Origin of the sequence: Burkholderia cepacia (genome assembly GCF_001718835.1) — a bacterium.
Classification (GTDB): Bacteria; Pseudomonadota; Gammaproteobacteria; order Burkholderiales; family Burkholderiaceae; genus Burkholderia; species Burkholderia cepacia_F.
Window position 1 is genome coordinate 901400 of sequence record NZ_CP013444.1, and the last position, 26622, is coordinate 928021.

23 protein-coding genes and 1 pseudogene are annotated in these 26622 nt (G+C 67.0%); 20 read left to right on the forward strand and 4 right to left on the reverse strand.

All coding sequences use genetic code 11. From position 1 onward, the window contains the following. Nucleotides 1–8 precede the first annotated feature (8 nt). The gene (locus tag WT26_RS36250; protein WP_080485726.1) at nucleotides 9–323 is read right to left on the reverse strand and encodes a DUF4148 domain-containing protein; all 315 of its coding nucleotides are present in this window, start codon (nucleotides 321–323) and stop codon (nucleotides 9–11) included. A 60-nt stretch (nucleotides 324–383) separates the two neighbouring features. Between WT26_RS36250 and WT26_RS24400 the strand changes: the two genes are divergently transcribed. From WT26_RS24400 to WT26_RS24415, 4 genes are all read left to right on the forward strand, one after another. Then, nucleotides 384–1406 (forward strand): IS30 family transposase, encoded by a 1023-nt coding sequence (locus WT26_RS24400; RefSeq protein WP_059807745.1) that lies wholly within the window; start codon nucleotides 384–386, stop codon nucleotides 1404–1406. A gap of 453 nt (nucleotides 1407–1859) precedes the next feature. Beyond that, nucleotides 1860–2677, forward strand: a protein-coding gene (locus WT26_RS36260) for an IS5 family transposase (RefSeq protein WP_155123195.1) whose coding sequence is annotated in 2 segments (ribosomal slippage) — nucleotides 1860–2208 and nucleotides 2208–2677 — 819 coding nt in all. Because the reading frame shifts where the segments join, the coding sequence is not laid out codon by codon here. A gap of 114 nt (nucleotides 2678–2791) precedes the next feature. Next, nucleotides 2792–3625 carry a hypothetical protein gene (locus tag WT26_RS24410; RefSeq protein WP_420480952.1) on the forward strand — a complete coding sequence of 278 codons (834 nt, stop codon included), beginning with the start codon at nucleotides 2792–2794 and terminating at the stop codon, nucleotides 3623–3625. Nucleotides 3626–3982: 357 nt separating this feature from the next. Beyond that, a complete protein-coding gene (locus WT26_RS24415; RefSeq protein ID WP_069274164.1) occupies nucleotides 3983–5812 on the forward strand; it encodes an acyl-CoA dehydrogenase in 1830 nt (609 codons plus the stop codon). A gap of 25 nt (nucleotides 5813–5837) precedes the next feature. On the opposite strand, the gene WT26_RS24420 is transcribed toward WT26_RS24415, so the two are convergent. Beyond that, nucleotides 5838–6656 carry an IclR family transcriptional regulator gene (locus WT26_RS24420; protein ID WP_059528082.1) on the reverse strand — a complete coding sequence of 273 codons (819 nt, stop codon included), beginning with the start codon at nucleotides 6654–6656 and terminating at the stop codon, nucleotides 5838–5840. A 159-nt stretch (nucleotides 6657–6815) separates the two neighbouring features. On the opposite strand from WT26_RS24420, the gene WT26_RS24425 reads away from it, so the two are divergent. The 10 genes and pseudogenes from WT26_RS24425 (at nucleotide 6816) to WT26_RS24470 (ending at nucleotide 17281) form a co-directional block, all read left to right on the forward strand. After that, the gene (locus WT26_RS24425; protein WP_069271033.1) at nucleotides 6816–8501 is read left to right on the forward strand and encodes a long-chain fatty acid--CoA ligase; all 1686 of its coding nucleotides are present in this window, start codon (nucleotides 6816–6818) and stop codon (nucleotides 8499–8501) included. Further along, nucleotides 8498–9478: an NADPH:quinone oxidoreductase family protein gene (locus tag WT26_RS24430; RefSeq protein ID WP_059666177.1), complete on the forward strand. Its 981-nt coding sequence runs from the start codon at nucleotides 8498–8500 to the stop codon at nucleotides 9476–9478. The genes WT26_RS24425 and WT26_RS24430 overlap by 4 nt, the downstream gene beginning before the upstream one ends. A gap of 25 nt (nucleotides 9479–9503) precedes the next feature. Further along, nucleotides 9504–9827 (forward strand): annotated as a pseudogene (locus WT26_RS36265) (alpha/beta hydrolase fold domain-containing protein); the annotation flags it as partial. A 140-nt stretch (nucleotides 9828–9967) separates the two neighbouring features. Beyond that, complete coding sequence (locus WT26_RS24440; protein WP_069274166.1) at nucleotides 9968–10435, forward strand: GNAT family N-acetyltransferase; 468 nt, start codon at nucleotides 9968–9970, stop codon at nucleotides 10433–10435. A 124-nt stretch (nucleotides 10436–10559) separates the two neighbouring features. Continuing rightward, on the forward strand, nucleotides 10560–11489 hold the full coding sequence (locus WT26_RS24445; RefSeq protein ID WP_069274167.1) for a LysR family transcriptional regulator: 930 nt from the start codon (nucleotides 10560–10562) through the stop codon (nucleotides 11487–11489). Between the two features lie 1064 nt (nucleotides 11490–12553). Further along, nucleotides 12554–13456: an NAD-dependent protein deacetylase gene (locus WT26_RS24450; protein WP_069274168.1), complete on the forward strand. Its 903-nt coding sequence runs from the start codon at nucleotides 12554–12556 to the stop codon at nucleotides 13454–13456. Beyond that, complete coding sequence (locus tag WT26_RS24455; RefSeq protein ID WP_069274169.1) at nucleotides 13453–14091, forward strand: DUF938 domain-containing protein; 639 nt, start codon at nucleotides 13453–13455, stop codon at nucleotides 14089–14091. The genes WT26_RS24450 and WT26_RS24455 overlap by 4 nt, the downstream gene beginning before the upstream one ends. A 97-nt stretch (nucleotides 14092–14188) precedes the next feature. Further along, nucleotides 14189–15601 carry an NADP-dependent phosphogluconate dehydrogenase gene (gene gndA, locus WT26_RS24460; RefSeq protein WP_044845293.1) on the forward strand — a complete coding sequence of 471 codons (1413 nt, stop codon included), beginning with the start codon at nucleotides 14189–14191 and terminating at the stop codon, nucleotides 15599–15601. 211 nt (nucleotides 15602–15812) lie between these two features. Beyond that, nucleotides 15813–16166, forward strand: coding sequence for a DUF4148 domain-containing protein (locus WT26_RS24465; protein ID WP_042587395.1), 354 nt, complete (start codon nucleotides 15813–15815; stop codon nucleotides 16164–16166). A 380-nt stretch (nucleotides 16167–16546) separates the two neighbouring features. Then, entirely contained in the window at nucleotides 16547–17281 is a 735-nt protein-coding gene (locus tag WT26_RS24470; protein WP_069274170.1) for a peptidoglycan DD-metalloendopeptidase family protein, read from the forward strand. Nucleotides 17282–17333: 52 nt separating this feature from the next. On the opposite strand, the gene WT26_RS24475 is transcribed toward WT26_RS24470, so the two are convergent. Further along, on the reverse strand, nucleotides 17334–17975 hold the full coding sequence (locus WT26_RS24475; protein ID WP_069274171.1) for a Pr6Pr family membrane protein: 642 nt from the start codon (nucleotides 17973–17975) through the stop codon (nucleotides 17334–17336). 227 nt (nucleotides 17976–18202) lie between these two features. Here WT26_RS24475 and WT26_RS24480 point away from each other — a divergent pair, with 227 nt between their 5' ends. The 5 genes from WT26_RS24480 to WT26_RS24500 all read left to right on the forward strand — a co-directional run bounded on the left by WT26_RS24480 (nucleotide 18203) and on the right by WT26_RS24500 (nucleotide 23859). Beyond that, entirely contained in the window at nucleotides 18203–18739 is a 537-nt protein-coding gene (locus WT26_RS24480; RefSeq protein WP_069274172.1) for a cytochrome b, read from the forward strand. A 157-nt stretch (nucleotides 18740–18896) separates the two neighbouring features. Beyond that, entirely contained in the window at nucleotides 18897–19262 is a 366-nt protein-coding gene (locus tag WT26_RS24485; RefSeq protein ID WP_069274173.1) for a DUF2946 domain-containing protein, read from the forward strand. A 170-nt stretch (nucleotides 19263–19432) separates the two neighbouring features. Next, nucleotides 19433–21508, forward strand: a complete 2076-nt coding sequence (locus WT26_RS24490; RefSeq protein ID WP_069274174.1) for a TonB-dependent copper receptor — start codon at nucleotides 19433–19435, stop codon at nucleotides 21506–21508. 221 nt (nucleotides 21509–21729) lie between these two features. Then, nucleotides 21730–22824, forward strand: coding sequence for an esterase/lipase family protein (locus WT26_RS24495; RefSeq protein ID WP_069274175.1), 1095 nt, complete (start codon nucleotides 21730–21732; stop codon nucleotides 22822–22824). A gap of 3 nt (nucleotides 22825–22827) precedes the next feature. Then, nucleotides 22828–23859: a lipase secretion chaperone gene (locus WT26_RS24500; RefSeq protein ID WP_069274176.1), complete on the forward strand. Its 1032-nt coding sequence runs from the start codon at nucleotides 22828–22830 to the stop codon at nucleotides 23857–23859. A gap of 19 nt (nucleotides 23860–23878) precedes the next feature. On the opposite strand, the gene WT26_RS24505 is transcribed toward WT26_RS24500, so the two are convergent. Then, entirely contained in the window at nucleotides 23879–25402 is a 1524-nt protein-coding gene (locus WT26_RS24505; protein ID WP_069274177.1) for a PLP-dependent aminotransferase family protein, read from the reverse strand. 108 nt (nucleotides 25403–25510) lie between these two features. On the opposite strand from WT26_RS24505, the gene WT26_RS24510 reads away from it, so the two are divergent. Further along, entirely contained in the window at nucleotides 25511–26617 is a 1107-nt protein-coding gene (locus WT26_RS24510; RefSeq protein ID WP_059521427.1) for an ABC transporter ATP-binding protein, read from the forward strand. Nucleotides 26618–26622: the final 5 nt, after the last annotated feature.

The window sequence follows — 26622 nt, forward strand, 5'->3', positions numbered from 1 at the left end:
CGTGCGGCTCAAGAGCCGGAATATATGTCGCAGAAGCTGACCGGTCCGACGCAGGTCGCCGGATCGGACGGAGGCGTTTGCCGCTTGACGCGACCGGTCTCGCTTGTGCCAGTCATGGCGGCGCCCATGCCGCTATCGCTGTTTTGCTGCTTGAGCCGGTTGACTTGTTGTTCGAAGATCGGTGCAACGACGGGGTACGACGTGTCTGTTATGAAATTCAGGCCATTGCGCTGAGCGTCGATCAGTTCCTGGCGTACCTGCGCTCGGGTCTTTTCCTGAGCGGGTGCGCTGATGGCAATGGCTGCTCCGGCGAAGAGAATCAGGGAGGCAAGGCGGCCTCAAATCTGAAGTGCAACACTCTCGCCATCCGGTAATGTCCGCGAATGGCAAAGAGAACGTACCAACAACTGCAACCTGAAGAACGTATGCGAATCGATTTCTGGCGGGACGAAGGCTTGAGCTTGCGGGCGATCGCCCGCAAGCTCAAGCGCGCGCCGTCGACGCTCAGTCGCGAGTTGGCCCGCAATACCCAATCCAACGGCCTGTACTGCCCGCGCGCCGCGCAGGCATCTCGCGACGCGCGCCGACAGGCTGGACGGCCGGATCCGAAGCTCGCACCAGATTCGATCCTTTGGGGCCTCGTTCGTCGCTTGCTTTGCGAACGTCAGTGGTCGCCGCAGGAAATCGCCGGTACTCTGAAGCGTGTCTTTCCCGACGACCCGAGCCTGCACGTGTCCCACGAAACGATTTACAACGCCATCTACGCCCAGCCTCGCGGCGAGTTGCGCCGCGAACTGATTGCCTGCCTGCGCCAGCATCGCAACAAACGCCTGCCGCGATCGCGTGGCGCCGATCGGCGCGCGACGATTCCCGACATGATCAGCATCCACGTGCGTCCGCCCGAAATCGATGATCGCCTCATGCCGGGCCATTGGGAGGGCGACCTTATCAAGGGTGCCGAGAACAAATCGTCGGTGGCCGTGTTGGTCGAACGCATGAGCCGCGCCGTCCTGCTGGCGAAGATGCCCGACGCGACGGCCGCTTCGGCGCTGGCCGCGTTCACGACCAAGCTGCAATCGCTCGTCGAACCGCTGCGCCAGACGCTGACCTACGATCAAGGTCGCGAGATGGCGCGACACGCCGAACTGAGCGCCGCGACCAATGTGCGCGTCTATTTCTGTGATCCGCACAGCCCTTGGCAACGCGGCACCTGCGAAAACACCAACGGCCTGCTGCGGCAGTACCTGCCAAAAGGCACTGATTTGTCCGTCTACTCTCAAGATGACCTCGACGCCATTGCCGACAAACTCAATACCCGACCGCGCGCCACACTGAACTGGCACACCCCTCTGGAAATCCTTGCCCAAGTCCTGGCTAACCCCATAGACCGGCTTCCCGTTCAGTAACCCGCGAGGTGTTGCACTTCGCCCTTGAAACCGCCCAATCATGGTTCGCTTATTCACTTTGGACTCCGATATGGATGACGGAAAGGTGAAAACTTTGAAACAGGAAGTGCGCGGAAAACACGAGCGGCTGCGCCTATAAAAGACAGACCCGACGCAAAGAGACCGTTCGCTGATACACGGATTGATTGAGCCAAGGCACAAACACATACTCGTCGTATGCGTCGCAACCGATCAGAATCCAGTGGGACAGAACGTTGGACACGGCGGTCTCCTTTTCTCTGCGCGCTTCGATGTGAGGGAACCGAAACGCTGCAGTCGTCATCCGGCGTGCTCACACGACGGTATACCCGGCACGGTCGCCACTTAGAGGCCAGTTCAAAAACCCCGTGAGGGGACTGTTTACTTTCTCGGCGAACTGTTAACCTTGGGCACCTGAGCAACGGGAACCCAAGGATGGAAGCGCCGATCATTGACGACGAATTGTGGAAACTGATCGAGCCCTTGCTGCCTGTCGTGAAGCCTCGCGCGAAGAGCGATCCGGGGCGGCCGCGTGTGTCAGATCGCGCGGCGCTCAACGGCATCCTGTTCGTGCTCAAGACGGGCATCCGTTGGAACCATTTGCCGACCCGGCTGGGCTTCGGCTCGGGCGCAACTTGTTGGCGACGATTGGACGACTGGCAAAAGGCCGGTGTGTGGGAGCGATTGCACGAGTTGCTGCTCGACAAATTGCGTGCGGCTGGCCAACTCGATCTCTCATATGCCGTGGTCGATTCATCATCGGTACGGGCCGTTGGGGCGGGCGAAAAACTGGCCCGAACCCCACGGATCGTGCGCGCCCGGGTTCCAAGCACCACATCCTCGTAGATGCCAACGGCGTTCCCGTCGTTGCGATCCTGACCGGTGCGAACGCCAATGACGTCACGCAACTGCTGCCCCTGGTTGATGCGATTCCACCGATTCTGGGCATGCGTGGCCGACCACTTCAGAAGCCCGGCGTCGTCTACGCTGATCGCGGCTACGACTCCACGCGACACCGACGCGCACTGCGCGAGCGCGGCATCAAACCCGTGATAGCGAAGCGTCGCACCGAACACGGTAGCGGCCTTGGTACCTATCGCTGGGTGGTCGAACGTACTCACTCCTGGCTCCATAATTTCCGTCGTCTACGCACGCGCTTCGATCGTCGCGCAGACATTCACGAAGCATTCTTGAAACTCGGCTGCTCGCTCGTCTGCTGGAATATCTTCAGGCGTGCTGAGCAGGGGTTTTGAACTGGCCTCTTATTCCTTCAGTTCCGTGGGCATGTACAAAAGCACATCGCTGGAATAAATCGGCCCGCTCTCCGGTATGTCGATCAGGCGCCGAGAGCACTGGGGGATATGCCGATGAGCGACGAAAAGAGGCTGGCCGCCATGAAGCACGCGAATGGCTCCGATGCCGGAAAGCCGACACCGGAGTACGGCGTGATACGACAGGCCGCAAGAAGGCTGCAGCTCGGGTCCGGCATCCTGCTGTGGCTCTATATTTCGATTCACATGGTCAATCACGCGCTCGGTATCTGGTCCATCGATATCGCCGAGCGCGGGCTGCACCTGGCGATCGGCCTCTGGCAAAGCCTGCCCGGAACGATTGCGCTGTACGGCGCGGCCGGCCTGCATTTCGCGCTGGCGATTCGCACCATTTACGGCCGCCGGCACTGGTCGCTGCCGCCCGCCGAATGGCTGCGTCTCTGGGCGGGACTCAGCCTGCCCATGCTGTTGATCCGCCATGTCGTCGGGACCCGCGTGGCGACCTCGTTCTACGGCTTCGATCCAAGTTACGAACGGGTCATCGTGTCGCTCCTCACGAGCGGCACGCAGGGGCTGCAGATCGCGCTGCTTGCACCGGGGTGGGTGCACGGCAGTCTCGGATTGTGGTTTCATCTGCGCCGTCACGCGCTTGTGCGTCGCGCGAAGTTTGTGCTGCTGGCCGTGCTCGTTCTCTTGCCGCTGTTGTCGGCGGCGGGCTTCGTGCAGATGACCCGCGCGATCGTGCCGGACAGTCTTGCCGTACCGGCGCCCGATGCGGCGCTGGTCGCGCATCGCGCCGCGCTCGACACATGGCGACATTTTCTCGTCATCGGCTATCTGTCGCTGATTGGGGCTGCCTTTGCAGCAGGCCTGCTGCGAAACGGGTTCTCCAGAGTCGATTCGCACGACGTGCGCAGCGAGCAACGGTGATCGGCGATTAGCAGGATAGTTTCGACAGACAAAACTAAAACGCTGCCGCGAGTTCTCATCCAACTGGCCAAGAGAGGGTCAACGGAATAATTGCAAAAGCGTAAATATCGCCGCGGTGAATCGAGCGTTGCGATTTTCGAACGACAGTGCTAAATTTTTCGCCAGCACTTCCAGCCGAAAAGCCAATCAAGAAGTTTCGACAGTCGGAACTATCAGGTCGTACGCCATCGTACCGCCCGACAGGAGACAAGTGATGGAGCATGCCCCGATCGAGCGCATGCAGACCGACTCGTATGCCCATAGCGCACGATGCGAGCGACGGTCCGCAGCGATTCAGGCACGCCAGGAGGCCGCGCTATGAGCCTTCTGATGTCGCGACGCGATCTCGCGTTCCTGTTGTACGACTGGCTCGATGCGGAAGCGCTCGTCGCGCTGCCGCGCTACGCGGAGCACAGTCGCGAGACCTTCGACGCGGTGCTCGATACCAGCGAGCGGATTGCCGAAGACCTGTTCGCGCCGCATGCGGCACGCGGCGATCGCGAGGAGCCGCATTTCGACGGCGAGCGCGTGACGCTGATCCCGGACGTCGAACCGGCCGTGCGCGCCTTCGCGGACGCCGGGCTGATCGCCGCGGGCCACGACGAAGCGCTCGGCGGCATGCGCTTGCCGAAGCTGGTCGAAGCCGCGTCGTTCCTGTTCTTCCAGGCCGCGAACATCGCGACCGCCGCCTATCCGTTCCTGACCGTCGCCAACGCGAACCTGCTCGTCGCGCATGGCACCGCCGCACAGATCGACGCGTTCGCGCGCCCGGAGCTGGAAGGGCGCTACTTCGGCACCATGTGCCTGTCCGAGCCGCAAGCCGGTTCGTCGCTGTCCGACATCGCGACGCGCGCGGACTTCGAGTGCGACTCGCCGCTCGGCCCGCGCTACCGGCTGACCGGCAACAAGATGTGGATCTCGGGCGGCGAACACGAGTTGACGGAGAACATCGTCCACCTCGTGCTCGCGAAGATCCCCGACGAACACGGCCGGCTGCTGCCCGGCACGCGCGGCATCTCGCTGTTCATCGTGCCCAAGTACCTGCCCGGTACCGACGGCGCCGCGCAGGGCGAGCACAACGACGTGGTGCTCGCCGGGCTGAACCACAAGATGGGCTACCGCGGCACCACCAACTGCCTGCTGAACTTCGGCGAAGGCACGCGCTACCGGCCGGAAGGACGGGCGGGTGCCATCGGCTATCTGGTCGGCCGGCCGAACCACGGCCTCGCGTACATGTTCCACATGATGAACGAGGCGCGCATCGGTGTCGGCGCGGGCGCGGTGGCGCTCGGCTACACGGGTTATCTGCACGCGCTCGACTACGCGCGGAACCGGCCTCAAGGGCGTCCGCTGGGGCCGGCGGGCAAGGATGCCGCCGCACCGCAGGCGCCGATCGTCGAGCATCCGGACGTGCGGCGCATGCTGCTCGCGCAGAAGGCCTATGTCGAAGGCGGCCTCGCGCTGATCCTGTACTGCGCGAAGCTGGTCGACGAAGCACGCGCGCACGACGACGCGACCGTGCGCGCCCAGGCCGAGCGGCTGCTCGACATCCTGACGCCGATCGCGAAAAGCTGGCCGTCGCAGTGGTGCCTCGCGGCGAACGACCTCGCGATCCAGGTGCACGGCGGCTACGGCTACACGTGCGACTACGCGGTCGAGCGGCTCTATCGCGACAATCGGCTCAACCCGATACACGAAGGCACGCACGGTATCCAGGCGCTCGACCTGCTCGGCCGCAAGGTCGCGCAGGACGATGGCGCATTGCTGCGCGTACTCGACGCGAGAATCGGCGCGACCGTCGAACGCGCGCGGACATCCGATGCCGGCCTGCGCGAGCAGGCCGATGCGCTGGCGCGGCGCTGGTCACGGCTGGTCGACGTCACGCGGCAGCTCGGCGCGATCGGCGATCAGCAGGCGCGGCTCGCGAACGCGAGTGTCTATCTGGAAGCGTTCGGACATCTCGTCGTCGCGTGGCTGTGGCTCGACGTGACGCTCGCCGCGCACGGGCAGGCCGGCGATTTCCACGACGGCAAGCGTGCGGCCGCCCGCTACTTCTTCCGCTGGGAGTTGCCGAAAGTGGACACGCAGCTCGATCTGCTGTCGAGCGTCGACACGACGACGCTCGACATGCGCGATGAATGGTTCTGAGCGCGCGCCGATGCCGGCACGGCGACTAGAAATGCCCGCCGACGCGCGCGAACACCTCGTCGCGCAGCGCAACGAGCCGAGGGCCGAAATCGTCGATCAGGCGCGCGCGCGTGACGGTCGACACGCGGCCGCTGCAACTGAAGGCGAGGATGCGCGAGCGATCGGCCGACACCATCGGCACGCCCACCGCGAACAGGTCGGGCATCCAGTCGCCGAGCGACAGGCAGAAGCCGAGCTTTTCGTAGTCTTCGCGTGCGGCGACGATCCCGGCCTCGAGTTGCGGCCACTGGTCCGGCGGGCTGCTCGCGCGGGTGGTTCGCAGATAGCGCTCGAACAGCTCGTCCGGCAGCGCCGCGAGATGCGCGCGGCCGAGCGCGGTCGCGCCGTGCGGAACGCGCGAGCCGGGTTCGAACCGCAGCTGGAACAGCGGATCGCCCTGGCATACGTCGAGCAGGATCATCTGCTTGCCGTCGAACTCGCCGAGCATCGCTGCCGCCTGCGTGTACTCCGCATAGGACTGCAGGAACGGGCGCGCGATGTCGACGACCTCGTTGCTCTGCAGGAACGCGTGCCCGAGATTCAGCACGCCGATGCCGAGCGAGTATTTCTCGAGCTCCGCCGAGTAATGCAGGTAGCCGAGCTGCGTGAGCGTGAACGTGATGCGCGACACGGTCGGCTTCGGCAGGTGCGTGCGCCGGGCGATGTCCTGGTTGCCGAGAAAGCGCTCGCCGCGCGTGAAGCAACGCAGCACCGCCATCCCGCGCGCGAGCGCGGTGATGAATTGCGGATGGTCTTCGTTGGGGGCGGACAGCAGCGTGATGGCGTCGCGCTTCGGATTACCCATGCGTGTGCGGTGCGGGATCGAGATGGCCCGGCGCGGCCGGCGAGTGCCGGGCGGCGGGCTGCGAGGATTCTACCGGAAAGCGTCCGGCACGCGCGCGGCCGCCGTCGCGACGTCCGCGCTGCGATTGATCGCGCCCGCTACTGAAACAGGAGCCGAACCATGCCCATCGAAAGGTCGCCGAACTGGCCGGCGCATCTGCCCGGCCATCTGACGTTGCCGGAAACGAACCTGTTCCACAACGCGGAGGTGGCGGCGGCGCGCTATCCCGACAAGCCGTTCATCGTCTTCTACGACACGGCGGTCACCTTCGCGGAGTTCAAGGACGAGGCCGAGCGCATCGCGGGTTTTCTGCAGCAGCGCTACGGCGTGTGCACGGGCGACCGGGTGCTGCTGTACATGCAGAACAGCCCGCAATGGATGATCGCCTACTACGGCATCCTGCGCGCCGGTGCAGTCGTCGTGCCGATCAATCCGATGAACCTGACGGACGAACTGCAGCATTACATCGAGGACAGCGGCGCGCGCGTGATGTTCGCCGCGCAGGACCTGTATCCGCGCGTGCGGCCGCTCGTCGGCGCGAGCGGGCTCGAACACGTGGTCGTCGCGACCTACAGCGATTACCTCAAGCGGCCGCCGGGCCTCGTGCCGCCGGATTTCATCACGGCGCCGCGGAATGCGAGCGGTCCCGGCGTGACGCACTGGCGCGACGTACTGGACGCGCAGCTCGCGCCGGGGCCGCTTACCACCGGGCCGGACGACCTGTGCGTGATGCCTTATACGTCGGGCACGACCGGCAGGCCGAAGGGCTGCATGCATACGCATCGCAGCGTGATGTGCACGGCCGTGGGCGGCGTTCAGTGGTTCGGCTGCACGCAGGACGCGACCATGCTGTCGGTGCTGCCGCTGTTCCACGTGACCGGCATGCAGGGCGGCATGAACGCGCCGCTGTACAGCGGCGCGACGGTCGTCGTGCTGCCGCGCTGGGACCGTGACGCGGCCGCATGGGCGATCGAGCGTTACCGCGTGACCAACTGGCAGTCGATCTCGACGATGGCGGTCGACTTCCTGTGGAACCCGCGGCTCGACGAATTCGACCTGTCGAGCCTGCGCTGGATGAGCGGCGGCGGCGCGGCGATGCCGGACGCAGTCGCGCAGCGACTCGCGGAGCGCATCGGCATCGACTACATCGAAGGCTACGGGCTGTCGGAGACGATCGCGGCCACCCATATCAATCCGCCGCAGCGGCCGAAGCGGCAATGCCTCGGCATTCCGGTGTTCGACGTCGACGCGCGGGTCGTCGATCCCGTCACGTTCGACACGATGCCGCGCGGAGAGACGGGCGAGATCGTCGTGCACGGCCCGCAGGTGATGCGCGGCTACTGGGGGCGCCCCGACGCGACGCGCGATGCATTCGTCGAGATCGACGGGAAAGCGTTCCTGCGTACCGGCGATCTCGGCTACATGGACGAGGACGGCTACTTTTTGATGGTGGACCGCCTCAAGCGGATGATCAACGCGTCCGGCTACAAGGTGTGGCCGGCGGAAGTGGAGGCGATCCTGTACGGCCATCCGGATATCCGGGAGGTCTGCGTGATCGGCTCGGTCGACCCGTATCGCGGCGAGACGGTCAAGGCGGTCATCGTGGCGGACCCGGCGCGGCGCGGGTTGCTGACCGAAGACGCGATCGTCGCGTGGGCGCGCGAGCACATGGCGTCATACAAGGCGCCGCGCATCGTCGAATTCGTGGATGCGCTGCCGAAGTCGGGCACCGGCAAGATCCAGTGGCGCCAGTTGCAGGAACAGGAAGCGGCTCGCCGGGCCGCGCACGAAGAGAGGAAGGCATGAAAGCCCTGTTGTGTACCGCATTTGGCCCGATCGACAGCCTGCGCATCGAAGACGTCGAGATTCCCGAACCGGCGGCCGGCCAGGTCCGGGTCCAGGTGAAGGCCGCGTCGCTCAATTTTCCCGACGCGCTGATCGTCCAGGGCTTGTATCAGGTGAAGCCGGCGCTGCCGTTTTCGCCGGGCGCCGAGTTTGCCGGCGTGATCGACGCGGTCGGCGAGGGTGTCACCGCATGGCGGCCCGGCGATTCGGTGGTCGCGTTCACGGGGCACGGCGGGTTCGCGCAGCAGTGCGTGGCCGATGCGCACCGGATCGCCCCGTTGCCGCCGGGAATGACGTTCGAGCAGGGCGCGGCGCTCGTGCTCGCGTACGGCACGTCGCTGCACGCGTTGCAGCAGCGTGCGCGGCTGCAGGCGGGCGAGACGCTGCTCGTGCTGGGCGCGGCGGGCGGCGTCGGGCTCGCCGCGATCGAGATCGCGAAGGCGCTCGGCGCGCGCGTGATCGCGGCGGCGTCGAGCGCGGACAAGCTCGCGCTGTGCCGTGAAGCCGGCGCGGACGAAACGATCGACTATGCGAACGAAGACCTGCGCCGCCGCGTGGACGAACTGACCGGCGGGCGCGGCGCCGACGTCGTCTACGATCCGGTGGGCGGCGCATACAGCGAGGCGGCGCTGCGCGCGACTGCGTGGCGCGGCCGGTTCCTCGTCGTCGGGTTCGCGGCGGGCGAGATCCCGAAGATCGCGCTGAATCTCGCGCTGCTCAAGGAGCGCGACATCCTCGGCGTGTTCTGGGGCGACGCGGTGCGTCGCGACCCGGCGCAGCATGTCGCGAACATGCGCTTGCTGGCGGAATGGTTCGCGGCCGGCAAGGTGCGGCCCGCGATCACCGAGCGCGTGCCGCTGGCCGGTGCGACCGACGCGATCGCGCGGATGGCGAACCGGCAGGTGAAGGGCAAGGTGGTGATTCTGCCGGACGCGTGAGCCGGCTTCTGACGGGCAAGGCGACTACCTCACATCCGACGTCATGCGGTATTGCTTCGACATGTGCCTGACCGATCCGGCTGAAGGACGCTCTCCATATGTGTCGCCCTTGTTGGCGACAAGTCATGCGGGACTGCCGCCGGCGACGCTGCTGGTCTGCGAATGCGATCCGTTGCGCGACGAGGCTGACGCATATGCGGAAAAGCTGCGGCAGGCTGGCGTGCCGGTGGCAGTGGAACGGCTGCCGGGGATGATCCACGCATGCATCCACATGAGCGGATTGACGCCCGGGGCGCGACGCGTGTTCGATGTGGCGGGCGCGCGCATCGGAGCGGCTTTCCGGCGATGAGCGCGCCGGCCGGCTTTGCCTGTCGCCGTCAACTTGCCGGCGACGACGGCATGAGCGTGGTGCTGGAATTCGGCGCGATCGTCGGCGACAATTTCCGTGGGATAGTGAATCGCGACGCGCACCGACAAGAGGGTTGGCCGATGAAACTGACATACGCAAAAGCGACGCACGACGATGCCGAAACGCTGGTTGCGATGCGCATCGCCGCGATGCGCGACAGCCTCGAGCGCATCGGCCGCTTCGATCCGCAGCGTGCGAGGGCGCGATTCCTGTCGTCCTTCGATCCTGCATGCTGCCGGTTCATCGTCGCAAACGGCGTCACCGTCGGCTTCCTTCTGGTGAGGCCGGCCGACACGCATCTGATGCTCGAACACCTGTACATATTGCCCGCGCATCAGGGAAGGGGAATCGGCTCGGCCGTGCTCGAGTCGGTCTTCGCCGATGCTGATTCGCGCGCGCTGCCGGTCAAGGTCGGCGCGCTGCGCGGCAGCGATTCGAACCGCTTTTACCAGCAGCATGGTTTTGTGAAAGTCGCTGACGCGGAATGGGATATCTACTATGTCAGACCGCCTTGTGGGGCGCGTCAGCAGGATGTTGCACCGATCTGATGCCTTCCTTGTGCAGCGTCGCTGAGCTTTCCCGGTTCCGGCGACCGATGGCGCACGGCGTGCGTGCTTTACTTTTGCACAAAAGCTGAAATATAAAAGAGCCTGTTTTGATTTCAGATCAACAATGAAGATCACGCTCGACGAACTCCAGGCCTTTGCCGCCGTGGTCGACACCGGTTCGATCACCGCGGCGGCCCAGCAGCTCGACCTCACCGTGTCGGCCACGAGCCGCACGCTCGCGCGGCTCGAGGAGAAGCTGAAGACCACGCTGCTGCGCCGGACCACGCGCCGGCTCGAACTGACCGAGGAAGGGCGCGCGTTCCTGCAGGACGCGCGCGCGATCATCGAATCGGTCGAGACGGCGGAAGAGCAGATGCTCGCGCGGCGCGAGATGCCGTCGGGGCGGCTGCGCGTCGACGCGGCGACGCCGTTCATGCTGCACGTGATCGTGCCGCTCGTGCGCGGTTATCGCGAACGCTTTCCGAAAGTCGAGCTGGAGCTGAACAGCAACGAGGGCATCATCGACCTGCTGGAGCGGCGCACCGACGTCGCGATCCGGATCGGGCGGCTGAAGGATTCGACGCTGCACAGCCGGCGCATCGGCAACAGCCGGCTGCGCATCTTCGCGAGCCCTGCGTATCTTGAAGCGCACGGCCAGCCGCGCAAGGCCGAGGATCTCGACAAGCACACGCTGCTCGGCTTCACGCAGCCCGAATCGCTGAACGTGTGGCCGATCCTCGGCGCGGACGGCGAAGCGTGCCGCATCGAGCCGGACATCTGTTCGTCGAGCGGCGAGACGCTGCGGCAGCTCGCGCTGGAAGGCGCGGGTGTCGTCTGCCTGTCGGATTTCATGACCGCGCAGGATCGCGACGCGGGCCGGCTCGTGCAGGTGCTCGCGCGCCAGACGCAGGACGTGCGGCAGCCGATCCATGCGGTGTATTACCGGAATACCGCGATCTCGTCGCGGATCGCGTCGTTCGTCGATTACCTGATCAACGCGATCGACGCCAACGGGGCGACGCGGCAGCCGTCCGGATGGGCGTCGCGTCCGTAAGCCGGATTGCGCGAAAGTCCGGCTTGCGCGAGCCGGTCGACGGCGGCCCGCCACGTCGCGTGACGGGCGTGCCACGGCCTGCCGCGACGCGTTCCCGAAACGATTTTTCCGGCGCCGTGTTTCAACTCTGAAACATTCCGCCCCTTCGGACCCCCGCGTTCCGCGGCGTCCGATTACGGAGGCCCGCCAGGCATGGCGCTACGCCAGATGGTGCGTTCCTTGCGTATATCCGGATGCCGCCAGCGTGCATGTCGACCGAACTGGATCGACGATCGCAAGCCGGCGGTCAGGGAGTACTTCCAATCGGGGACAAGATAATGAAAAAAGATCGAGTCGCAAGGCACTGCGTTGCAAGCATGAACCGCCGAAAACCTCGGGTGCCCGTGTCGCTTCCGTCCGAAGTGACCTGATCACGCTCGGCACCGAATCCCGTCCGACAATCCGCGTCCGTTTCATCCGTTCGCCACGCGCATGCGTCGCGCGCATGACCATCCGGCCAGGCGCACACCGCCGGCATCGACGGACATCGAAGCAGGCTCCGGCCGACGGACGGCCAACCACGAAATTTGATTTGTCATCCTGATGAACTTGGTGCGGGTCTCGCAAGCCGTACGCCATGCCGGCGGGCGGCGCGGCAGACCCGAACCGGCATCGAGCGCGACGGCCGGGCGGTGTGATTCAAAACCGAAACCGAACGCGCCTGCCGAAGGGAGGCACCTTGAAAGACATCGGGAGACGACAACCGGAGCGAGCAGGGAGGGTAGGCAGCGTGCGGCGACGCGCATGACACACAAGAATTGGCGTTGACCGGGGATCATCCGCCGGGCACGGCTTCGCGGATTCAACAACGCCAGGTTTCCAGTTGATCCACTACCCCGATGGATCAATTGTTGAAGCGCCCATCACCCTTTGGAGGATGGGCGCCTTTTTTTGCGGCGCGCGGTTCGGGTGTGCCGCGGACCGCCGGCACCGGGCGCGTCGCGGTTCGGTATCATGTGCGGACATGCAGGCCCGCCGGTGCGCGTTCCCGGCCGGCCGATCCCGCCCGCTCATCCGCCGCCGTCATGACCGATTCCGCCGCGCTCGGCCCGTCTTCCGCCGTTTCCATCGATCCCGCTGCGCTCGATGCGCTCCACGCGTTCGTCGAACGTCATCCGCGCTTGCTGGTATTGACCGGCGCGGGCATCAGCACCGACTCCGGCATTCCCGGCTATCGCGACCGCAACGGCCAATGGATGCGCTCGCCGCCGATCCAGCTCCATGAATTCCTCGGCTCCGATGCCGCACGGCGGCGTTACTGGGCGCGCAGCATGATCGGCTGGCCCGTCGTCGGCCGCGCGCAGCCGAACGGGTCGCACGTCGCGCTCGCGCGGCTCGGCAGCGCGGGGCGGATCGAGCGTCTCGTCACGCAGAACGTCGACGGCCTGCACCAGCGCGCGGGCAGCGGCGACGTGATCGAACTGCACGGCGGCATCGACGGCGTCACGTGCCTCGACTGCGGCGCGCATCATGCGCGCGCGGCGATCCAGGCCGTGCTCGAAGCGGAGAACCCCGAACTGCTGGGCGCGCAGGCGCAGCCCGCCGCCGACGGCGATGCGCATCTCGAATGGGCGGGGCTCGATACGTTCCGCATCCCGGCGTGCCCCGCGTGCGGCGGGATGCTGAAGCCGGCGGTCGTGTTCTTCGGCGAAAACGTGCCGCGCGAGCGCGTCGCCGTGGCCGCCGCGGCGCTCGATGCGGCCGATGCGCTGCTCGTCGTGGGCTCGTCGCTGATGGTGTATTCCGGCTACCGCTTCTGCGTGTGGGCGCAGGCGCAGCACAAGCCGGTCGCCGCGCTCAATCTCGGCCATACGCGCGCCGATCCGATGCTGACGCTGAAGGTCGAGGCGCGCTGCGCACCCGCGCTCGACGCGCTGACCGCGCGACTGGGCATTGCCGATTCCGAAACGGAGTGTTGCGCACCATGACCGGCACGACCCCTGACGATCCGTCGATGCGGCTTTCCGCGCCGGCGGCCGAACGCAATCGCGGGCCGATCCTCGACGTCTTGCGCCGCGTGTTGCCGGCGAGCGGCCGCGTGCTCGAGATCGCGAGCGGCACGGGCCAACACGTCGTGCATTTCGCGGCGGGGCTGCCGGGCCTGCACTGGCAACCGAGCGATCCCGACGCGCAGGCGCGGCGCTCGATCGCCGCGTGGATCGCGCAGGCGGGGCTGTCGAACGTCGACGCGCCGCTGGCGTTCGACGTACGCGACGCGTCTTGGCCGGTCGATACGCTCGACGCGATCGTCTGCATCAACATGATCCACATCTCGCCGTGGGCCTGCACCGACGCGCTGTTCGCGGGTGCGTCGCGCCTGCTTCGGCCGGGCGGCGTGCTGTTCCTGTACGGGCCGTATCGCCGCGAGGGCCGGCACACGGCGCCGTCGAACGAGGCATTCGACGCGCAGCTCAGAAGCCGCGACCCGTCGTGGGGTGTGCGCGATCTCGAAACCGTCGTCGCGCTCGGCCTCGATCGCGGGCTCGACTGCATCGAGGTGGTCGAGATGCCGGCGAACAACCTGAGCGTCGTGTTCCGGCGGCTGCCGCACGCGGAGCAATGACACGCAGCCGCGCATCGCCGCCGGGTTTCCACTATCCTTTCGCCTGTGCGCGCGACCCGGTTCGGGTCGCGCCCCGTTTTTTCCGGAGAATTGACTAATGGGCAAACAAGCAATCGGTGTGATCGGGCTCGCGGTGATGGGCCGCAATCTCGCACTCAATATCGAGAGCCGCGGTTACGCGGTGTCTGTGTACAACCGCAGCCGCGAGAAAACCGACGAACTGATCGCCGAATTCCCCGGCCGCAACCTGGTGCCGACCTATACGCTCGAGGAATTCGTCGCGTCGCTCGAAACGCCGCGCCGGATCCTGATGATGGTGAAGGCCGGCGAAGCGACCGATGCGACGATCGCATCGCTCAAGCCGCTGCTCGAGAAGGGCGACGTGCTGATCGACGGCGGCAACACGCATTTCACCGACACGATCCGCCGCAACCAGGAGCTCGCGCAATCGGGCCTGCATTTCATCGGCACCGGCGTGTCGGGCGGCGAAGAGGGCGCGCTGCGCGGCCCGTCGATCATGCCCGGCGGCCAGCGTGACGCGTACGATCTCGTCGAGCCGATCCTCAAGCAGATCGCCGCGAAGGCGCCGTCGGACGGCGAGCCTTGCGTCGCCTACATGGGCCCGGACGGTGCGGGCCATTACGTGAAGATGGTCCACAACGGCATCGAATACGGCGACATGCAGCTGATCGCCGAAAGCTATGCGGTGCTGAAGGACGTCGCGGGCCTGACCAACGACGAGCTCGGCGCGGTGTACACCGAATGGAACCAGGGCGAACTCGACAGCTACCTGATCGAGATCACGTCGAAGATCTTCGGCAAGAAGGACGAAGAGACCGGCAAGCACCTCGTCGACGTGATCCTCGATCGCGCCGCGCAGAAGGGTACGGGCAAGTGGACGAGCCAGAACGCGCTGGATCTCGGCGTGCCGCTGCCGCTGATCACCGAGTCGGTGTTCGCGCGCGTGCTGTCGTCGCTGAAGACCGAGCGTGTCGCGGCCAGCAAGATCCTGTCGGGCCCGGCCGCCGCGCCGTTCGACGGCGATCGCGCCGCGTTCGTCGAAGCGGTGCGCCGCGCGCTGTACCTGAGCAAGGTGATCTCGTACGCGCAGGGCTTCGCGCAACTGCGCACGGCATCCGAAGAGTACGGCTGGAACCTCGATCTCGGGACGATCGCGAAGATCTTCCGCGCGGGCTGCATCATCCGCGCGCGCTTCCTGCAGAAGATCACGGACGCGTACGCGAAGGATCCGGCGCTCGCGAACCTGCTGCTCGATCCGTACTTCAAGGACATCGCGGCGAATTACCAGGCGTCGCTGCGCGACGTCGTGGTGGCCGCGGTGAAGGCCGGCGTGCCGGTACCGGCGTTCGCGTCGGCCGTCGCGTACTTCGACAGCTATCGTTCCGAGCGGCTGCCGGCGAACCTTGTGCAGGCGCAGCGAGACTTCTTCGGCGCGCACACGTTCGAGCGTACCGACAAGCCGGGCAGCTTCCACGCAAACTGGTCGTAACGGACCCGCGAGGGTGGCCGAGGGTGGCAATTGTTGCGAAAACCTATCGTATCGATAGGGTCTTTTCGCACTAGATCGTGACATTGTTGGCTCCGGGGAAACAGTGTTTTCGTTGTTTCATGGTTTTCCCTAGGTGTTCCCGGGACTAAACTCTGTTCCATCGCTGCAGACATGGTGTGTGCGGCGGAGCAAAAAAATCCCGGAGGTCATCATGAAATCGCTGATCGCAACGTTCGCCGCAGCTGCCGTTCTCGCCGTTCCCGCCGTCTCGTTCGCCCAACAAAACGGCCCGGTCACCCGCGACCAGGTCAAGGCCGAGCTGTCGGCGCTGCAACAGGCCGGCTACAAGCTGGGCAGCGACCGCACCACCTATCCGGAAGGCATCCTCGCGGCCGAAGCGCGCGTGCATCCGCAGCAGAACGTTGCCGCGGCCGACACGAGCGGCTACGGCGCGCAGCCGGCAGCCCAGCAGGAATCGGGCGCGCCGTCGGGCGCCCCGGCCGCTGGCTGGCCGAACGGGATCAAGCGCGTCGCCGACGGCGCGCCGGTCTACAAGGGTCATTGATCGACGCGGCCGCGAGGCCGCGACCGGCTGCCCGCCGGATTCGATCCTCCCGTCCCGGTCGTCTCCCGCAGCCCATCGTTCCACGATAAGGAACGATGGGCTGTTCTCTTTTGTGGCGCGGCGCGGGCTGCGACGACCCGGCGCACCGCAAGACTGTTGCCGGCCGCAGGCGCCTGACGCAGCCCCGACCGCCACAAATGGTATCTTTGCCGATCGGAACGACGCAAAACGGGCTCACGAACCCGCGCGCCGTTTCCGATTCGGAAACTGCCGGCCGCATCCGCGGTCGGATACTGATTGGTCCGGCCGTCCGGCCGGACATCGTGCGTCGCGCGCCGGGGGGCGGTGGGCGGCGCAACGACGCAAATCCGGGAGGACCCTTGAGAGAACATGATCCCATCCACTTTTCCCCGCAACGCTGGCTGCCGCGGCTGGCGCTGGCCGCGGCGGCCATCGCGCTGACGGGCTGTACGATGACGCCGTGGACCGATACCTGGCAGCCGTACCGGCCGTCGACGTCGGCCGCGCCGGCGGGCAGCGTGATCGCCGGCTATTACCGCGTGAATCCGGGCGATACGCTCGCGGGCGTCGCGAACGCGTACGGGCAGCGCGTGCAGGACGTGGCCAGCTGGAACCACATGGCGCCGACCGATGCCGTGTATCCCGGCCAGGTGCTGCGCGTCGCGCCGCCGCCTGCGGCGACGTCGATCACGCCGCCTGCTGCCGCGGCGGCGGCCCAGCCGGGTACGCTGGCGTGGCCCGCATCCGGCGTCGTGGTGGCGCCGTTCGCCGCCGGCAGGTCGCGCGGCATCGTGATCGCCGCGTCCGGGCCCGACCATTCGGTGCGGGCCGCGGCGGCCGGACGCGTGGTTTATGCGGGTTCCGGCGTCAAGGCCTACGGCCCGCTCGTGATCCTGAAGCACGAGAACGGGCTCATCACGGCCTACGGACACAACGGCAAACTGCTGGTCAACGAAGGCGACGCGGTGCGGACCGGGCAGCCGGTCGCCGAGATGGACACCGATGCGAGCGGGCGGGCGACGTTCGAGTTCGAAGTGCGCCAGAACGGCAAGGTCGTCGATCCGATGAACTTCCTGCCGCGCAACGGCGGCTGACCGGGCTGGCCGGGGCGTGTGCGCCGCAGCGTGCGCATGCGTCGGCCGCCGCTCATCCGTCCTTCGTCGCCGGCACTTCGACGGCCGGTTTCGACCGGTTGCCGAGCCAGCAGATTGCCAGTGCGAGGGCGGCCGAGCCAAGCGCGATCAGCGTGCATTGCAGCGCGACCGGCAGGTAGCCATGCGGCCGCGGATCGACGAACGGGTACGGATACCAGTTCTCCAGCGCACCGCGCACGAGCGTGTAACCGAGATAGACGACCGGAAAGGCGAGCCACGCGAACGCGCTGCGCCGCGGGATCGGCAGGCGCGGCTCCACGTACAGCCAGTCGCACAGCACGACGAGCGGCACGATCCGGTGCAGCACCCAGTTGTGGTAGGCCGGTGTGATGTGCAGGAGCGCGTCGGACCGCGCGAGCAGGAGCTCGTAGACGATCGCGGTAATCAGGACGTACAGCACCGCGGCGCCGCGCATCGATTCGTAGCGCGCGGACCCGAGGCGAGCCGCCCGCCGCAGCCCCGCGAACAGCATCGCGGCCGCGTAGAGGCTGCTCAGTTGCGTGAAGTAGCTCAGGTAGTTGCCGACGTGAGACATCGGCATGTCCAGGCGGCCTGCGATGCTGTGCAACGTCGTCGACACCGCGAGCAACGCGGCAGTCAGCCGGTAGGCCGCAACGAAGAACGCCTTGCTCATGATGCGGTACGACGGACGACGCTGAAGACTCCATCGTGCCACAGTCGGATCCGCATGGCGCACGATTCTGCACCCTCGTCGCGCGAGGTCGGCGCGACCGAATCGTCGGATATTTGATCCCGCCCGTCGAATCCCGCTGCCCGTGCCGCTACAATCGCTGCAGCATGCCGTGCACCGGCCGGCCCACGGCAAGCTGTCCCACCCCCGCATACAACACGAGACGAAGCATGAGAAACATCCTCGCGAAACAGACGCGCTACAGCTCGCCCGCGATCTTCTTCCACTGGGCCGTGTTCCTGCTGGTGGCGCTGGCCTACCTGGCCATCGAGATCCGCGGGCCGAAAGGCAGCGACAGCCGGGTGTTCTGGATGAACGTGCACCTCACCGCGGGCACGCTCGTGCTCGTGCTGTCGGTGCTGCGGATCGTCTGGCGGGCGGTCAGCCGCGTGCCGGAGCCGATGCGGCAGCCCGCGCTGCTGCAATGGCTCGCGCGGCTGACCCACGTCGCACTGTACGCGTTCATCATCGCGCAGCCGCTGCTCGGCATCCTGATGATCAACCTGGGCGGGAAGCCCGTGTCGCTCGACTGGCTCGGCGTGTCGTTCACGCTGTTCGGCCCCGACAAGGCGCTGCGGCCGACGATCAAGGAAGCGCACGAGCTGATCGGCAACGCGTTCTATTTCGTGATCGGACTGCACGCGCTGGCCGCGCTCTACCATCACTTCTTCCTGCGGGACGGCATGCTGAAGCGCATGGCGCCCTGATCTGCGGTCGCGGCCACCGCACAAGCGAACCGGGGGCGCATGGTTGTTCATGCAACCATGCGCCCCCGGTTCGCATTGTGGATGCGCAGGCTGGCCATTGTGCTGAACATTCTGTAACATCCCGTCTGATTTACATTCTGCTTACCCGGCGCCACGCATGACGAACCGACATCGCAACCTGACCGCCTGGCTTGGCGTGCTCGCGATCTGGTTCGCGATCGCGGCGCCGCTGGTGTCGCAGTGGCGCGTCGCGCAGGCGGCTGCGCCCGACGCAATCGTCTGCAGTGCAGAGCATGGCGGTCATCGCGCGTCCGGCGCAGGCAATGCGCACCATGCGCTGCATCTCGATGCGTGCGGCTACTGCGGCTTCTTCGCGCACAGTCCCGCGATCGGCGGCGTTTCCGCCGCGCCGGCGCCTCTCTCCGTCATTTCTGCCACGTCCGCGGCCGCGCCTGTCGCCGTCGCCGCGAGCGTCGCACGCTATCCGCGCGCCTATCCACGCGCGCCGCCCGAGAACGCCTGACGCGTTTTCTTCCGGTCTCATTTTCTTGCCGCCATCCGTGCGATCCGTCGATCGCGTGGAGGGCGTCACTCGGGCTTTCGATCATGATTCGCTTCCCCTTGTGCGCGCAATCGGCGTCGCGCAATGCTTCGCGCATAACCCGCAATACCCCTTCGCGGCGCCTGCCGCTGATGCTGAAACTCACGATGCCCGCGCTGGCCGCCAGCGCGATGACGGCCGCCTGCGCGGCAACCGGCGCCGCGCGTGCGGAGGGCGCTGCGCCGGCCGTGCAAGCCGGCGCAGCCGACCTGCTGCCGGCCATCGAAGTCGTCGCATCGCCGCTGACGACGCCGCTCGTCGTCGTCACGGATCCGAAGACCCCGCGCCAGCCGCTGCCCGCCAGCGACGGCGCGGATTACCTGAAGACCATCCCGGGCTTCACGTCGATCCGCAGCGGCGGCACCAACGGCGACCTCGTGCTGCGCGGGATGTTCGGCTCGCGGCTGAACATCCTGGCGAACGGGATGTCGACGCTCGGCGCATGTCCGGGCCGGATGGATGCGCCGACGTCGTATATCGCACCGGAAAGCTATGACAAGGTCACCGTCCTCAAGGGGCCGCAGACCGTGCTGTACGGCCCCGGCGCATCGGCCGGCACCGTGCTGTTCGAGCGCGTGACACCGCGATTCGACAAGCCCGGCATGCGCTTCGAGGGCAGCCTGGTCGGCGGGTCGTTCGGCCGCAACGACCAGAACATCGACGTGACGGCCGGCACGCCGGACGTCTACGGCCGCGTGACCGCGAACCACGCGCATTCGCAGGACTACAAGGACGGCAACGGCAACACCGTGCCGTCGCAGTGGGACAAATGGAACGCCGATGCGGCGCTCGGCTGGACGCCGGACGACCACACGCGCGTCGAACTGACCGCCGGCACCGGCGACGGCTATGCGCGCTACGCGGGGCGCGGAATGGACGGCGCGCATTTCCGCCGCGAGACGTTCGGCCTGTCGTTCGACAAGGAGCATATCGGCGACGTGCTCGACCGGATCGAGGCGCGCGTGTACTACAACGAAGCCGATCACGTGATGGACAACTACACGTTGCGGCAACCGGACCCGACCAGCAGCATGCCGATGCGGATGGCGTCGGAAGTGCGGCGTCGCACGTTCGGCGCGCGCGCAGCCGCGACGTTCCGTTTTGCCGACGACTTCAAGCTCGTGGCGGGCATGGATGCGCAGTCGAACCGGCTCGACTCGCGCTCGGCGATGGGGCGGCAGAACTACGGCGACCAGCCGTGGGATGCGCAGGCGACGATGTGGAACGCGGGCGTGTTCGGCGAACTGACGTGGTACGCGAGCGAAGTGTCGCGCGTGATCGGCGGCGTGCGCGTCGACCATGCGGGCGCACGCGACAAGCGCGCGACGACGAGCGGCATGATGAAGAGCAAGCCGAATCCGACCTTCGACGACGATCGCACGCGCGTGCTGCCGAGCGGCTTCATCCGCTACGAACGCGATCTCGCGTCGCTGCCCGTCACGTGGTACGCGGGGATCGGCCATACGGAGCGTTATCCCGACTACTGGGAGCTGTTCTCGGCGAAGCGCGGGCCGGCCGGTTCGGTCAACGCGTTCTCGGCGGTGCAGCCGGAGAAGACCACGCAGCTCGACATCGGCGCGCAATACAAGAGCGACCGGCTCGATGCGTGGGTGTCGGCCTACGCGGGCTACGTGCAGGACTTCATCCTGTTCAACTATTCGGCCGGCATGATGGGCCCGACCACGCAGGCGACCAACGTCAATGCGCAGATCATGGGCGGCGAGGCGGGCGTGTCGTGGCGGCCGGTTGCGCCGCTGCGCGTCGAGACGTCGCTCGCGTATGCGTGGGGGCGCAACGTGGCAAGCGGCGATCCGCTGCCGCAGATGCCGCCGCTCGAGGCGCGCGTCGGGCTCGAATACACGCGTGGTGCGTGGTCGGCAGGGGGCCTGTGGCGCATCGTTGCGCCGCAGCATCGCTATGCCCTGAACGAGGGCAACGTGGTCGGCAAGGACTTCGGCCCGAGCGCCGGATTCGGCGTGCTCGCGCTGCATGCGCAGTACAACGTGAGCAAGACCGTGCAGATCTCGGTGGGCGTCGACAACGTGCTGAACAAGGCCTATACCGAGCACCTGAACCTCGCCGGCAACGCGGGCTTCGGCTACGCGGCCAACACGCCCGTGACCGAGCCGGGGCGCACGGCGTGGGTGCGCGTCAGCGCGAAGATGTGAACGGTGCGCATGCTGTGTGCGGCGCAGCATGCGCATCCGCGGGCGGCGGCCCGCCGGTTTCGGCCGCCCGCGTCAATCGACTAGAGAGCCGTGTCTAAAGGGGGCGCAAACGTTCGCGAGTCGTGATTCACTCCCGCATTCGACGCGCGGGCCGGACGAGGGCGCCTGCCGCGCCGAGACAATCTCTCTCGCACCAGCAGGATATAAACAGGAGAACATGCATGGCCAGAACGATGCGTTCCAGGGTGGCGGCAGGGGCAGTGGCATGCGCGATGAGCATCGCGCCGTTCGCGGGCATGACCGCGCTCGCGACGGTTGCGACGACACGCGCGGCGGTGGCGGCAACCGCACCGGCCGACGATTACGCGGCGACGCGTTACCCGATCATTCTCGTGCACGGGCTGACGGGCACCGACAAGTACGCCGGCGTGCTCGAGTATTGGTACGGCATCCAGGAGGACCTGCAACAGAACGGTGCGACCGTCTACGTCGCGAACCTGTCGGGTTTCCAGAGCGACGACGGCCCGAACGGGCGCGGCGAACAGTTGCTCGCTTACGTGAAGACGGTGCTCGCGGCGACGGGTGCGACCAAGGTCAACCTGATCGGCCACAGCCAGGGCGGCCTCACGTCGCGCTACGTCGCGGCCGTCGCGCCCGATCTCGTTGCGTCGGTGACGACGATCGGCACGCCGCATCGCGGCTCCGAATTCGCCGACTTCGTGCAGAACGTGCTGTCGTACGATCCGACCGGGCTGTCGTCGTCGGTGATCGCCGCGTTCGTCAATGTGTTCGGTCTCCTGACGAGCAGCAGCCACAACACCAACCAGGACGCGCTCGCCGCACTGCAGACGCTGACCACGGCGCGGGCCGCGACCTATAACCAGAAATTCCCGAGCGCGGGTCTCGGTGCGCCGGGCTCGTGCCAGACCGGTGCGCCGACCGAAACCGTCGGCGGCAACACGCACCTGCTGTATTCGTGGGCCGGCACGGCGATCCAGCCGACGATCTCCGTGTTCGGCGTCACGGGCGCGACGGACACGAGCACCCTTGCGCTCGTCGATCCGGCGAACGCGCTCGACTCGTCGACGCTCGCACTGCTCGGCAGCGGCACGGTGATGATCAACCGCGGCGCCGGTCCGAACGACGGCGTCGTGTCGAAATGCAGTGCGCTGTTCGGCAAGGTGCTGAGCACGAACTACAAGTGGAACCACCTCGACGAGATCAACCAGCTGCTCGGCGTGCGTGGCGCATATGCGGAAGATCCGGTCGCGGTGATCCGCGCGCATGCGAACCGGCTGAAGCTGGCGGGCGTGTAATCGATGACGGCACGTGACGATCGCGCGCCGCGCTGGCGGCGCGCCACAGCGGTGGCCGTCGCGGCGCTGGTCGTCGCGGGCGGCGTGTGGATCGGGCGCGGCGCCGCGTTGCATCACGACGCGGGTTCCGCGCGCGCATCGGCGGATGCAATGACGCTCGGCGGCGCGGCCCCGGCGCTGCCGCCGGACGCGGCGAGCGCGGGCCTGCCGCCGTCGCTCGCCGGCTCCAGCGCGCCCCGTTTGCCGCTCGAGGCCGGCGGCCATCTCGCGAAGTCGCGCGCGGTGCGGGATTTCTTCGACTACTGCCTGACCGCGCAGAGCGACCTGGGTGCGGCCGCGCTCGACGCGCTGGTCGCGCGCGAGATCGCCGCGCAGCTCGACGGTACCGTTGCGCAGCCGGAAGCGCTCGACGTCTGGCACCGGTACCGCACGTACCTGGCCGAATTGGCGAAGCTGCCGGCCGCGGGCGCCGTCGCCGACAAGTCCGATATCGGCGCGCTGGAGCTCGCGCTCGACCAGCGCATGTCGATCGCGCGGCGCACGCTCGGCGAATGGAACGAACCGTTCTTCAGTGACGAACAGTGGCGGCAGCGCTACGACCTCGCGCGGCTGAAGATCGCGCAGGACCGCACGCTGACCGACGCGCAGAAAGCCGAGCGGCTTGCCGCGCTGGAGCAACAGCTGCCGCCCGGCGCACGCGCCGAACGGCAGCGCGTCGCGCAGCAACAGGCTGCGATCGCGCAGATCGCGCAGCTGCAGAAGTCGGGTGCGACGCCGGACGCGATGCGCGCGCAATTGACCCAGTCGCTCGGCCCGGAGGTGGCGGAGCGCGCCGCGCGCATGCAGCAGGACGACGTCGCGTGGCAGCGCCGTTACACCGACTATGCGGCGCAACGCGACCAGATTTCCGCATTGGGGCTGTCGCCGCAGGATCGCGACGCGCAGATCGCCGCGCTGCGGCAGCGCGTGTTCACGAAGCCCGGCGAAGCCGTGCGCGCGGCGTCGCTCGATCGCGGCGCGGCGGCCCCTCGGTAACCGCGCCGCGCGAGGGGGCTCATGCCGCGCGCGTCGCCCGCCGTGGCAGGTGCCGTTCGATCGTCGTCGCGAGCGTGTCGAACGCCGGCCCGATGCCTTCGTGCGCGACGCAGGCATAACCGAGCAGCAGGCCGCGCCGCGCGGTGTCGAGGCTGCTGTAGTAGCTGGTGAGCGGGCGCACGATCACGCCCGCATCGAACGCGCTCTGCGTGACCGCGCGATCGTCGCAGGCGTCGGGCAGGCCGAGCACGAGATGCAGGCCGGCCTCGTCACCCATCACGGGCAGCGCGTCGCCGAAGCGCGCGCGGATCGCGTCGATCATCAGCTGCCGGCGCTCGCCGTACAGCGTGCGCATCCGCCTGACGTGCGAAGTCAGGTGGCCGTCCATGATGAATTCGGCGAGCACGGCCTGCTGCATCAACTGGCCCTCGCGGTACAGCTCCGACAACCCGGTGCGGAACGTGTCGACCAGATGCTCGGGCACGACCATGTAGCCCATCCGCAGCCCCGGGAACAGCATCTTGCCGAGGCTGCCGACGTAGATCACGCGGCCGCCGTCGTCGAGCCCCTGCAGCGACGCGAGCGGGCGGCTGCCGTAGCGGAACTCGCTGTCGTAGTCGTCCTCGATGATCCAGCAGCGGTGCTGCCGCGCGTATTCGAGCAGCATCCGGCGCCGTGCGAGGCTCATCACCATCCCGAGCGGGTACTGGTGCGACGGCGTGACGAGCACGAGCCGAGGCGGATGCTGCATGTCGCTGGCGCGCGGGTCGAGCCCTTCCTGGTCGACCGGCACCGGCGTCAGCGTGAGGCCGGCCGCCTGCAAGACGCTTCGCACCCCCCAGTAACACGGTTCCTCGACCCACGCGCGATCGCCGATGTCGGACAGCAGCCGCACCGCGAGATCGATCGACTGGTGGATGCCCGTCGTGATGATCACCTGGTCCGGCGAGCATTTGACCGAGCGCGCGACGCGCAGGTAATCGGCGAGCGCGCGCCGCAACGGCCGGTAGCCGCCGCCCGGCGCATAGGTCAGCAGCTCGGGATTCGCTTCCTTCCACAGCCGCGCCTGCAGGCGGCTCCACGTCCGGCTCGGGAACTCCGACACGTCCGGCACGCCCGGCATGAACGCGCCCCATTGGCGTCGCGATACCCCTGCATGCTCGATCAGTTGCCGGCCGCGCATCGACAGGCCGCCCTGCGCGTCCGGCTGCGGCGCTGCATCGGCGCTCGACGGCGGCGGCGCGGCGCCCGGCACGTGGATCGCGGCGGCATCCGGCCGCGTGTCGGCCACATAGGTGCCGCTGCCGGTGGTCGTCAGCACATAGCCTTCGGCCGTCAGCTGGTCGTACACGTGCAGCACGGTATTGCGCGCGATCGACAGGTCGGCCGCGAGCGTGCGTGAACTTGGCAGCTTGGTTCCTGGCCCCAATTCTCCGGTCAGGATGGCCTGCTGCATCCACTGCAGCAACTGCCGGTACATCGGCTCGGGCGAGCTACGGTCGAGGCGCGCGGAGAGCCAGTCGGCGAGGATCACGGTATCCAAAGTGGTCCTACTAGTAATATTGAAATGGTTCCCTATTGTAGAACCGTGGGCACCGTATAGTGGCTCGCATCTCAAAATCAATTGTCGCGAAGCAAGGGGACAGCCACGATGAAGTCCGATGATGTGATCGTCAGCTTTCGCGGCGTGCGGAAGACCTACGACGGCGAAACGCTGGTCGTCAAATCGCTCGACCTCGATATCCACCGCGGGGAATTCCTGACGCTGCTCGGGCCGTCGGGCTCCGGCAAGACGACCTGCCTGATGATGCTGGCCGGCTTCGAATTCCCGACCGGCGGCGAAATCCGCCTCGACGGCGAGCTGCTGAACAACGTGCCGCCGCACAAGCGCAACATCGGCATGGTGTTCCAGAACTACGCGCTGTTTCCGCACCTGACGGTCGAGCAGAACGTCGCGTATCCGCTGACCGTGCGCAAGCTGCCGGCCGCCGAGCGTGCGGAACGTGTCGCGCACGCGCTGAAGATGGTGCAGATGGAGCGCTTCGCGAAACGTTACCCGGCGCAACTGTCGGGCGGCCAGCAGCAGCGCATCGCGCTGGCGCGCGCGCTCGTGTTCGAGCCGAAGCTGGTGCTGATGGACGAGCCGCTCGGCGCGCTCGACAAGCAGCTGCGCGAACACATGCAGTACGAACTGAAGGCGCTGCACGAAAAGCTCGGCGTGACCTTCGTGTACGTGACGCACGACCAGGGCGAGGCGCTGACGATGTCCGACCGCGTCGCCGTGTTCGACAAGGGCATCGTGCAGCAGCTCGACACCGTTGACCGCCTGTACGAATCGCCGTGCAACGAATTCGTCGCGAACTTCATCGGCGACAGCAACCGGCTGCGCGGCACCATCGCGCGCGTCGACGGCGAATTCTGCGAATTCCGGCTCGACGACGGCACGCAGCTCGTCGGCCGCCGCATCGGCGATGCGGCCGAGGGCGCGCCGGCCGTCGCGTGCATCCGCCCCGAACGCATGAGTCTCGCCGCGCACGGCGCGAACGGGCACGCGAACGGCCCAGCCGCCAACCGGCTGAGCGGCGAGGCGCGCAGCCTCATCTATTTCGGCGACCACGTGCGCATGCGCTGCGCGCTGCCGGGTCAGGACGAGTGCTTCGTGAAGGTGCCGCTCGGCACCGGCGCGCTCGATGCGTTCTCGCCCGGCGCACCGGTCGCACTCGCGTTCGCGCCCGAACACCTGCGCGTGTTCGCTTGAGCAGG